The organism is Bacteroides sp. 3_1_23, from assembly GCF_000162555.1.
In the GTDB taxonomy this organism is placed as follows: domain Bacteria; phylum Bacteroidota; class Bacteroidia; order Bacteroidales; family Bacteroidaceae; genus Bacteroides; species Bacteroides ovatus.
The window spans coordinates 1,525,040-1,536,542 of record NZ_GG774949.1 but is presented as its reverse complement, the minus strand read 5'-3'; the positions used below and the strand labels follow the sequence as shown (position 1 = coordinate 1,536,542).

Genomic DNA, 11,503 nt, shown 5'->3' with positions numbered 1-11,503 from the left:
TATGATAGATATCATCCGGTTCAGAGAACTAATGGTGGAACTTCAGGTTAAAGTTAATCGGAAGAGCGAAGATAAGATTGATTGTTGTTTCCTGGCAGTTAAAGAGGAACACATGGTCAAGAAACTCAAAGATAAAACAGGCGTGTTTCTGTGTGCTAATTATCCGGATGCGGAAGGAGATTCTAAAAACAAAGATAACTGGCAGGAGGATAATCAGGTAATCTTCTTTATTTGTGAAAAGATTGCTTCCGGTAGTAAGACTGATGAGGAAGAATTACTCCATTATGCCAAGTTGCAGCGAATTATGTGTGTATTGAAAGAAATAATTCGGCAAGATGAGTACTGCAATTATCTTTCTGTAGGAAGTAAAATGCGGACGGAATGGGAATATTCTATGTTTGGAGGATTCAATGGATTGAGTTTGGGATTAACGATAGCAGACTATGACTGAATTATATATTGATGGGACTTCGGTGGTACTTCCTGCCGACTTTAGCACTTCTGTAAAACGTGAGAATCCGTTTTTTACAAAAAATGGGGAGTATACGTATGATATTACTCTTCAGCTTAGTAATTCAATTAATGCAGACTTATATGCACATCTGAACAGATTGAATTCTATCTCCGAACTAAAGACCAAGAGACAGGCTGTATTGGTTGCTGATAACCGGGTGTATTGCAATGGTACGGAAATTATAACGGGATGGACAGATTCAACAGTATCTATACAAATAGCTTCGGGAAACTCCGAATTGAATTCTTTCATTGGAAACGATTTGCTTGTATCATCGTTGGATATGGGAGAAGATGAAATACCAACAGGCATTATCAATAACTTGGTAAAACGCATATATCCGGACGTGGATTATTGCATACCTCCTGTAATGACAGACAAGGGTGTGATTAATGGATGGAGGGTAGCTGTAACTGTTGTTACTACTTCAAAGCCAACTATATCTGCCAACTATTTGAGAGAAACAGGAGTGGATATTTATCTGCAACCGTATCTTTGCGCTTATATTAGAAAGTTAATGAAAGCGCTTGGATATACAGTTTTGACTAATCAGCTGGAAGATTCGGAGTGGAATTTGCTCTATTTGCCACAAAATGGGCATCCCAACCAATATGCAAAAATGTTTCCCGGATGGACTATAAATGAACTCATCACGGAATTTGAGAGTTTTTTTAATTTGTGTTTTCTTGTCAATAATAGAAAGAAGGAAGTTTCTATACTGTTCAGGGCAGAATATTTTAAAAATGCACAGGTTTGCCATGTTCAGCAAGTTGTAGATGAATACGAAACAGAAGAGGGGGAGAACGACAAAGACCCTTCTCAAAGTAATGTGTTGATAGAATCGACAGACAGTGAATATTACAAGCCACAGCACATAGATAAAAATATTCTTTCTTCTGCGACCCGAAAGGATTTTGATACAGTACTGGAATTCACTCAATTTGTAGAAAGTATTAGCTCATCCGGATACCAGGCTGTTAAAAACTATCTGTTTTATACGCATGATAGTTGCCGGTACTACATTACGGTGCCTGATGATTCGAATAGGGGATGGCACACAGATGAAGTAAATATGTTTGGTGATGTTCTTCGGGAGCAGAGTGAAAATGAAATCAAATTAAACATTATGCCTTCCGATATGACGAACTATGGTATAGAACGGATCACTTATGAGAGTGGTATGGAGCCGGTATTTATGCCCGACTCTGAACGATCACTTGTAACAGTTCCAAAAATATCTGGAAGCAAGATTGGTACCAGTGATGAAAGTAATGGCATTTATGAGTTAATACAAAGCGGAGAAAACATCCCTACGGAAAAAGAGAAGAATCAACAAAAGATTTATGTATCATACTACAAAGGAATGTCACCGATGACTCTTTATGTAAAGCGCAAAGATGATAAGGATTTTAACCCTAAAGTTTTCACGATTGATTACCCTCATTCTTTTAACTGTGAGGACACCCCATATACAGGTAATTTGCGCTTAGCATATTTAGATAAAATGCTCTATTCACGTATGTACGATATTGATTATAAGCACGGCATCAAGATAAAGAGTTATGATGTTAACGTTTATGATACGCGGAATATATTTGAAATCCGGAACAAACGTTATGTCTGTAAAGAGATAGAGGATGTTATCAATGCTGATGGAAGGTCTGGAGCATGGCAAGGCACATTCTATCCGATCCGGATTAGTGATGTAGAAGCAGAAAAACGGTGGATTCTGACAGATGGGAAATGGAGAGATGGCGGTACATGGCTGGACAGTGGACGATGGTTGGATGGCTAGAATATAAGGCTCGCAAATACAAGTGCGGGCCTTTTTTGTGTCCTTTTTTAAGGCTTCTTTGGAGGGTACTTTTGTGTATTAATTAATTAGTTGGGAAACTATGAGTTTAAAGATAGACAGAGTACAACTGGAAATTGTTATTCAACAGGATAGTGCAAGGCAAAAAATGATTGAGCTGGAAGAGCAAATGCGTTCAGCCAATAAAACTTTGAATTCTCTGAAAAAGAAATTTGGAGAGAATAGTGCAGAGTATAAAGCACAAAAGGAAGTCGTTAAAGCACTACAGACCGAGTATGATAAACTCTTTGAAAAGATAGGTATCGGAAGTTTGAGTGTGAAGGAACTCCAAAACAGGCAAAAAGAACTGAATGCCATTCTACGGAATTTGCCGGGTGATAGTCCACTATACACTCAGTATAAAGCACAACTGGACGCAGTTAACCAAAGAATGAAAGAGCTAAAAGGCACAGCGGATTCTACTAAGTTCTCTTTATCAAAATTGACTGATGGATTTAATAAATATGCAGCTATCGGTGCGAGTGTAATTGCTTCATTGACCGGAATAACCTTAACCGCCCGTAAATGTGTGGATGAGTTTGCACAGATGCAGGAAGCGGAAAGCCAGGTACGCAAATATACTGGTATGACGAGTGAACAGGTATCCGGTTTAAATGAAGAGTTTAAGAAGATGGATACCCGTACCGCGCGTGAACGTTTAAATGAACTTGCTGGAGATGCCGGACGGCTTGGGATTACAGCGAAAAACGATGTTTTGGAGTTTGTAGAAGCTGCTAATATGATTGATGTTGCACTTGGGGAGGACCTGGGACAGGATGCTATCAAGAATATTGGTAAGTTGGCAGATATGTTTGGTGATAGCGAACGTTCAATGAAAGAAAATATGTTAGCTATCGGTAGTGCGGTGAACGAAGTTGCACAAAATTCTAGTGCTGCTGAACCTTATTTGGTGGAATTCAGTGCGCGCATGGGAGGAGTTGCAAAACAGGCAAAACTTTCAATTACTGATGTCATGGGCTTTGCTTCGGCACTCGATCAAAATATGCTTCGTAGCGAAATGGCTAGTACCGCTTTACAAGGATTGATCTTAAAATTATATCAGGAGCCTGCAAAGTATGCCAAGATAGCCCAAATGGACGTTAAGCAATTTACTACGCTGATGGAGACGGATGCTAATGAAGCTGTTCTTCAGTTCCTTGCTAGTTTGGGGAAATTAGGTGGCATGGATAAAATGGCACCTGTTTTAAAGGAAATGAAGTTGAGTGGTGCTGAAGCGGCAGGAGTTATCAGCGCATTAGCTAGCAATATTGAGAAAGTCCGTAAAGAACAGGAGACTGCTAATCAGGCTTTCATTGATGGTACCAGTATTACGAATGAGTATAATGTACAAAATACGACGGTTCAGGCAGAGCTGGATAAAGCTAAGAAACATTTTAAGGAAATCCGGATCGAACTTGGAGAACGGTTACTTCCAGTTATGAAATACATGGTGAGTACCGGTAGTCTTACAGTTAAAGGATTAGTTAAAATAGTATCCATATTTAGTGAATATAAAAATGCCATTATATTTGCAACAACTTCCATTGCAGGATATACTATTGCTGTCAATGCTTCAGTTATTGCAGATAAAGCTAAAGTACTTTGGACTGGTAAAATTGTCACGGGGCTAAAAACTTTATATAGTGTTGCAAAGGCACACCCATGGGGATTACTCCTAACAATAGGTGCATCCCTCATAGGTTTACTTATTGATACTAATAAACAGTTAAGTGAGAGTGAACGTTTGGAAAGAAATCTTCAAGATATTCGTAGACGATCTGTTTCTATTGTAAATCAAGAAGCTGCATCAGTTAAGGATTTCTTAAATATAGCTAGGGATGAGAAAAGAAGTAAAGAGGAGAGGGAGGCTGCTATAAAAAGATTAAATGAACTATCTCCTGAATATTTGGGTAGTCTTACTCTTGAGAAAATAAATACGGAGCAAGCTACTGCTGCTGTAAATGCCTATATTGATAGTTTACTTATATTAGAGGAGATAAAACAAACTCAGCAGAAAGTATCTGAATTGAATGACCAAAAAAATGATATATTAAAAAATGGTCCAGATAATGGTTTTTTAGAGGATATTGAGGCTGGCGCTGCTAATATGTTGAATGGATTTAAGCAGTCTCTAGGTTTAATGACAGATTCATGGGCTGACAATGTTTTGGATAGATATATAAATAAAGGTGTTAATCAAGTGAGAGCTATTGATAACGAGGTGGCTCTACTAAATGCGCACATGGAAGAATCTCGTAAGAAATTGATAAAAATAGAGGTAGAAAAGAATACAAAAGGAGTTCCACCTCCACCGGATGACGAAGACAAAAAGCCTTGGACTACTCGTTTGCAAAATGCAGAAAACGCATACAAAGAAGAATTATTATTGCTACAAAAGAGTTCTGATGCGTTAGCCAGAACGGAGAATGAATATCAGTTGGATGCTCTTCAAAAAGAACTGGAATTTCAGGTTGAAAGGTTGGCGATCATCAAAAAGTATCAGTCAAGTGAAAAAGATAAGAAACATCTGGCTGAATTGGGTAAATTGGAAAGTGAGGCACAAAGCGCAATTTACAATACTCTAAAAAAGTCAGAAGAAACTCGTCTCAACTTAATTAAAGAATATCGGGACAGGAGGCTGAATACTGTTAATGCCGGAGAGAAAAATCTTCTGCTTGAACAGTCTAAACTCAATGATAGTGGTGAGCTGACAGAAAAAGATTATAAAAATCGCCTTTTAGCTATTGAGATTACCTCTTTATATTCCAGACTCGAAATTGCAAAAGATTATAAAAACGATGTTGCTGAACTTGAGTTCCAAAATGGAGAGGTCAAAGCCAAAGCCTTAAAGGAGGCAGGGGATAACATTCTCAATCTTGAACAACAAATTAGTGATAAGCGTATTAAGATCATTCGTGATAGTGCTAATCAAATTCAGAACTTCAGTAGCCAGTTCAATAAGATGAACGGTTTGGCTTCTGCAGATCAACAATTGGCAGCGTTGGAAACCTTTTATCAATCTCAACTAGAACTAGCTCGAAAGAATGGGTTGGATATTACTCTTCTTACGGCTGTATATGAAGAATCGAAGAGAAAAATTGAGGAAAAAGGAGCAAAGGATAGGGCTATTGTTATACAAAAATATGAGTTGGACGCTGCCGAGGATATCAGAGATTTAAAACTGAAAGCTCTAGAGGAGGAACATAAAAAAGGGCTGCTTTCAGAGGAAGAATACGAAATAGCAAAAAATAAAATCAATAATGAATATATTCAGAAAAAGATAGAAGGAAGTGAACAGTATTTTAATGCTGTGAGTAGTATAATGAGTAGTGCTTCTTCTGCTGTTCAGGGATTCCAAGATGCAGAAATGAACAAAATAACTCATAAATATGACAAGGAAATAAAAGCCGCCAAGAAAGCCGGGAAGGATACAACTAAGTTAGAAGAAGAGAAAGAAGAGGCCCTAAATCAGGTAAAGAGGAAATATGCAGACAAACAATTTGCCGTATCGGTTTTACAAATTACTGCAAGTACTGCTGTTGCTGCAATGGAAGCATATAAGGCAATGGCCGGTATTCCTATTGTTGGTCCGGCTCTTGGTGCCATTGCAGCTGCGGCAGCTGTAGCTAGTGGTGCGGCACAGATAGCTGTAGCCAAACAGCAACGGGATGAAGCGAAGGGCTTGAAGTCCGGTGGTTATTCTGATGAATATGTTGAAGGATATACTAAAACAGGAAATCCGGATGATGTTGCCGGAGTTATTCCCGTTCATAAAAATGAATTCGTGACCAATCATGAGGGAGTAGAGAATCCTCATGTGCGCCAATTTCTTGATGTTTTCAATGTTGCGCAAAAGAATGGAACAATCCGAATGTTGAACACTACACAAATTTTAGAGCAGGTACGTACTAAAAGTGGTAAATATAGTGGTGGTTATTCTGATGATTCAGTATCTTCTTCTTCCCGATATACTGTTAGCGGTCATATCATGGACGAAGAGACGTTGCGTAAACTATTCGTTCTTTTGAATACGAACAATGATTTGCTTCAATCTATTCTTGAGAAAGATTTAATTGTTGATTCGCGAGCTATTCGTGATGGAATTAAAAAATTAGAGAGAATGGAAAGGAATGTGAGTCGTGGTTAGTGTCCTTTTTTAAGGCAAGAAAGGAGAGTATATTTGCAATGTGTTTGTTATAGAGGAGTATTTGCGTCGGGAGACGCTTTCCTGTCACAAGTTTAAAGTTAAAACTAAATGAAACTAGCCCCAAAATCCGTGAGGACTTGGGGTTTTTATTGTCCTTTTTTAAGGCTTATCTGGAAGGTACTTTTGTAGTATGGAAATATATGAAGCAATTCGTCGAATGAAAGAGAAAAGCGAACGGGGAGAAGTTTTCTCATTTGCTTTTATGAGTTATAGTTATGAACGTAATAAAAGCCAGGGTATAGTCAAGGTTGAGCATGCCCGACTTCGTAAACAAAGCACTTTAGAAACAAATCGCTTTGCTGACTATATGCTGAATTTTATAGATACAGATACTCTTGAATATGGAATGTGCTGGCAAATTCTATTGTTAGAATTTGATGGAAATGAATTAGAACTTACATAGTGCGTGATGGATAATAATTATGAAAATATAGTCCCGTGGAACGGAGCGAATGATACCGGACGTGATGTACGGCTCAAATTGCAAAGAAATTTTGCTAAGATTGGAGTAAACTTTCAGGAGTTGGAAGGTAAGTTCACGACAGTCGATGAATTGTTCGATTTGATAGCGCAGGAGCTGGAAAAGAAACTAAGCAAAACAGAGAATGATCGGGCTGCAGGAATCATAACGTTCTTGAAAGGGTTAGTCGCAGAGGAGCTAATACAAGCCAACAACGGTTTGGTTGTACGCTCTGATAAAACATTATTAGAATTACAATCTCAAATATCCGATTCATTATCAGAGTTAGGTGAGGATTCTATCACAGAACTTGGAGATGAAGACTTATTATCTACTGCATTACTAGAGTTACCTGTAAACGACGGGATAACTGGCACTTTAGGCGGATTGGACAATGTATCTGATACAGCAGATGCTATTGATACAAAAGACGTAGTACTTGTAAAGCAGAAAGGCGGAATCGTTTGGGAAACGATCGGAATGGATAAAATGAAGGGTAAAGACGGTGTGATTGTTTATCCAACAATGGGTATCAATGTACATACCGGACACTTGATTTTAAGTGTACCAACAAATAATTATGAGAATCAATTCAAAGTTACTAATGGACATCTAATATTGCAGCAAAATGGCTAATGATATAGATTTAGGCAAGATATCCATCGCTCCAAAAGGAGACTGGAACGATAAGACAGAAGTTGAATATAACGATATTTGGCGTTATAAAAATGCCAAATATTTAGCTTTACAAGATTCAACAGGTGTAGTCCCAACAGATGACGGGATATATTGGTATGAACTTTCGTCTCAAGGAAAAGGCGCGTATCAGCAGGCTGTTGATAATGGCTTTTCCGGAAGCGAAGAAGAATGGCTTCAATCTCTGAAACAACCGGCACTGGATGGCGCAGCACGGGCAGATGCTGCAGTAGCTAATATGGATAAGCGGTTTCCGGATGAAATATCGAAGATTCAGAGTTCGTTATATAATCAGTTAAGTTCGGATTTAAACGACAAAGTGGTAAAACCTCTTGTTATTTCCGGTACCGAACAATTGGCCGGTCAATATAATATGAATGGAGAAGTGATGGATATTTATGAAAGATCAGTATCTTTATCCAACTTACCAAAGACTGCCGGAGAAACGAAAGTTTATGTGGTATCTGATGAATTACTAGGTTATGGAGCTTATATGAATGTTGAATCATTTGTAGCTTCCACCGGGGTTGGCCTTACAAAAGACTTTTTTCAGTTTAACTTCGAAATTCTTCGTTGTTTTATAAATGAGAGCCTGCAATCATGTATTGAGATACGTTGTAAAAGTACACTGTCAGAAACAGGAAATATAAATGCAGTAGTTCATTTGCAATATTGCAAGTTCTCCGGCGACGTGGTTGAGTTTGACGTCGAGTTGCCGGACACAGTAGACAAGGAGTCCGTTTCATTGGAAATTCCACCTTTGAAGTATAACAAGAAGATGGTGTTTAGCTATGTCACGGACGATAGCTATTCCATCTACCAGTATATATTTTCTGCTATAAATAAACGGCTGATTGCGAAGGAGTTTAACCTTGCAGACGGACGTGTTTTAAGTTACCATTTAGGTATGCAGGGAAATCCCGAATTAGACCGGTATGTTTCAGGCGGCTATTATCCGGAACATTTTGCCCAATGCACGGACGGGGCGGGCGTGAAACACCGGTATGCTACGACCGTGTCAGCGTGGGGAGATAAACTGAAAGACCAATATATCGGGCAAGATGTAGGGATGCACTGGCCATGGACATCCGAGAAGGAATTCAAATTCTATTTCGATTTCGGGTTCATGTGCGCCTACCATGACCTGATTGGCTATGACATTGATACGGTAAACACGCAGGAGGAGTTTGACAAGTGCATGTCGGATACCGTGGCGTTGTTCAGGGAATATGTCGGACGCGTGCCCAAACTGATGGTCGAACCGAACGGGGATCATAAGTATATCCGTTTCTGCCGTGGCAATGACACTGTACAGATGATCACTGCCCAGTCAGGAGATTCGAGCATCAGGAAGGTGTATCCTTTCAAACCGGACTTTTCATTGGGCAAAGAGGACGTGACTGTAGAACGCCTGTTCGCCTATGGGAATGACATGACTGCGGATAATGACAATCCGCAGTACGCACAGGACTTGTTGGACATTCTCTCCGGATTCAATACCGCAACGGACAGGAACACTATATACTGGCTTATCGGTTCAGCCCACCGCAGTTCACACTGGGAAGCCGTATTGATAAGGAAGATACACGAGCTTTACGGGGACATCGGGACTGACTCCCTCTGGTTCCCGACATTGGAGGAGTTCTTTGAATACTGGTATATGAGGGAAAACACTTTATCGGTAAAAACTGTAACGGATACAGGAGTTCATTATAAGATGTATGTGCCTAAAGGGGCTAATTTCTTTTTCAGGGATTTGTCCGTGCTTATATCAGGAATTTCTTCTTTGGAGGGAGTGTCTGTAACATCCGGTGACAATGTGTATGGAACATCATTCGCTATGAATGACGGCAAGCTGCTGGTCAACCTCGACTTCAATTCGTTGTTGATGGAACGGGTGAACAAGTATGTGGAATCATTTGAGGCAGATTATAATGCGGAGTATGCGTATGATGACGCTTGTTATTTTGTTCAGATGTTGAAACCGGGATTGAAAGAACCTTATCTGGTGAGAATCAATAAATGGGTTTCTCCACCTGTACTCGAATCGTTTACTATTAATTCCGGACAGGATTTCACTCAAGACCGGAATGTAACACTAAACATTACCTACAGCGGACAGGCGCCGTCTCACTACATGGCCAGTGAGAATGCCGGATTTGCCGGAGCGTCATGGGTGGAATATACCGCGACCCCGACATTTAAATTATCAGAAGGATTCAACGCGAAAACGGTTTATGTCAAGTTGAAGAACGTATACGGGGAAACCGGAACGTTATCCGACGGAATAACCTTGCTTGAGCCGACACTGACCCTTAACAGCATCACTATTAATGACGGGGCCGCCTCTACGATACAAAGGAATGTGAATGTGGCATTTGGTTATGCCGGATACCCGACTCATTATATGATTTCTGAAAGTTCATCATTTGCAGGTGCATCATGGGTGGAATTTTCGGAAAATCCAATGGTGCAATTATCAGCAGCGTATGGAAACAAAATATTGTATGCCAAACTAAAAAATACCACTACTGAAACGGTATCCAGATCAGCCGCCATCGAGTTGATAGATACTGTTACGGCACGGTTGAACAGTATTACTATCAACAATGGTGATGCCAGTACGGACTCCGGTATTGTATCGGTTAAGTTTGAGACGCTGAATACCATTACTAAATACAAGATCGGCAAGCAGGCGGATTTGTCCGACTGTGCAGACTGGATTGTGTGGGGTGGTTCAACAGTTCAATATCAGTCGGGAATCGCAGATGGTAATTTGACAGTATATGCACAAGTCGGAAATGAGACTACGGAATCTTCAATCAAATCTGATTCGATTTTGGTGGTACAGCCTGTTGTGTTAGGAGGAATAACGCTGGCGGATGGAAAAGAATCTTTTGCCGGCTATACTGTGCCTGTCTCATTTGAAATCAGTCAGGGGACTCCGACACATTACAGACTCGCTGAAACTTCGGCAGGGGTGACAGCTGCTACTTGGTTGGAGTGGAAGGATGGTATTACTTATAAGTTCTCCGCAATAGGCAATAAGACTTTGTATGCACAAGTTAAAAATGCGTTGTCAGAGTCAGGAGTTGTTAATGATTCTATCAGCCTGACAGAGTCTCCGGTCAAAGCATTGATAGCTTTTAATGGCACAACCAATAATAATGTAGATTATTCTGTTGTTAACGGGGATACTATAAACCAATCCACAATGGCTATTTATCAAGGATATGAAGCTAAACAGCTAAAGGATAATCAAGGCAATTTATTGCCGTGGTATATAAACTATAATTCGGGGAAATATATGGCCAATGCTGTCTTTGCTGATAATAATACTAATAACTATAATACTAATACCACAGCGAGTGATGATGGGATATATCCCGCAGATACGTTTAAGATGTGTCAGGCATGCATGAATAATATTGCAGATGGTAGCAGAAAGTTACGATTTTCTTTGAATCTTCCATCGGGAAAATATAAGGCGAGGATCCTTTATTCTCCTGCTAATAATTTCTTGTTGGAGGAGAAATACAGAGTCAATTCTTATTATGGCGTATTCGCCGGGGAAACACAGTTGGCAAAGGCAAATGTCGGAACAGTAGGTTTCACGGGTAAAGGAAATAACCAGTATAACAATGAATTTGAGTTTACCGTTTCTAGCAAAGGAGATATCGATTTTGCGGCATGGCAGGAAGGTTCACCAATTCAAAACTATAGGCCCGGCATAAATTTAATTGAACTCACTAAGTTGTCTTAATAAATAATTAT

General features: G+C 39.7%; 6 protein-coding genes. All 6 read left to right on the top strand.

Annotated features, from left to right (window positions below; translation table 11 throughout):
- Position 1: 1 nt before the first annotated feature.
- The 6 genes from HMPREF9010_RS18570 (at position 2) to HMPREF9010_RS18595 (ending at position 11,492) form a co-directional block, all read left to right on the top strand.
- Positions 2–451, top strand: a complete 450-nt coding sequence (locus HMPREF9010_RS18570) for a hypothetical protein (RefSeq protein WP_008647597.1) — start codon at positions 2–4, stop codon at positions 449–451.
- Complete coding sequence (locus tag HMPREF9010_RS18575; RefSeq protein ID WP_008647596.1) at positions 444–2,309, top strand: hypothetical protein; 1,866 nt, start codon at positions 444–446, stop codon at positions 2,307–2,309. The genes HMPREF9010_RS18570 and HMPREF9010_RS18575 overlap by 8 nt, the downstream gene beginning before the upstream one ends.
- 100 nt (positions 2,310–2,409) lie before the next feature.
- On the top strand, positions 2,410–6,513 hold the full coding sequence (locus HMPREF9010_RS18580) for a phage tail tape measure protein (RefSeq protein ID WP_008647595.1): 4,104 nt from the start codon (positions 2,410–2,412) through the stop codon (positions 6,511–6,513).
- Between the two features lie 190 nt (positions 6,514–6,703).
- Positions 6,704–6,976, top strand: a complete 273-nt coding sequence (locus HMPREF9010_RS18585) for a hypothetical protein (RefSeq protein ID WP_008647594.1) — start codon at positions 6,704–6,706, stop codon at positions 6,974–6,976.
- A 6-nt stretch (positions 6,977–6,982) separates the two neighbouring features.
- Positions 6,983–7,669, top strand: coding sequence for a hypothetical protein (locus tag HMPREF9010_RS18590; RefSeq protein ID WP_032852476.1), 687 nt, complete (start codon positions 6,983–6,985; stop codon positions 7,667–7,669).
- The gene (locus HMPREF9010_RS18595; protein ID WP_008647592.1) at positions 7,662–11,492 is read left to right on the top strand and encodes a hypothetical protein; all 3,831 of its coding nucleotides are present in this window, start codon (positions 7,662–7,664) and stop codon (positions 11,490–11,492) included. The genes HMPREF9010_RS18590 and HMPREF9010_RS18595 overlap by 8 nt, the downstream gene beginning before the upstream one ends.
- The last annotated feature ends 11 nt before the right edge of the window (positions 11,493–11,503 follow it).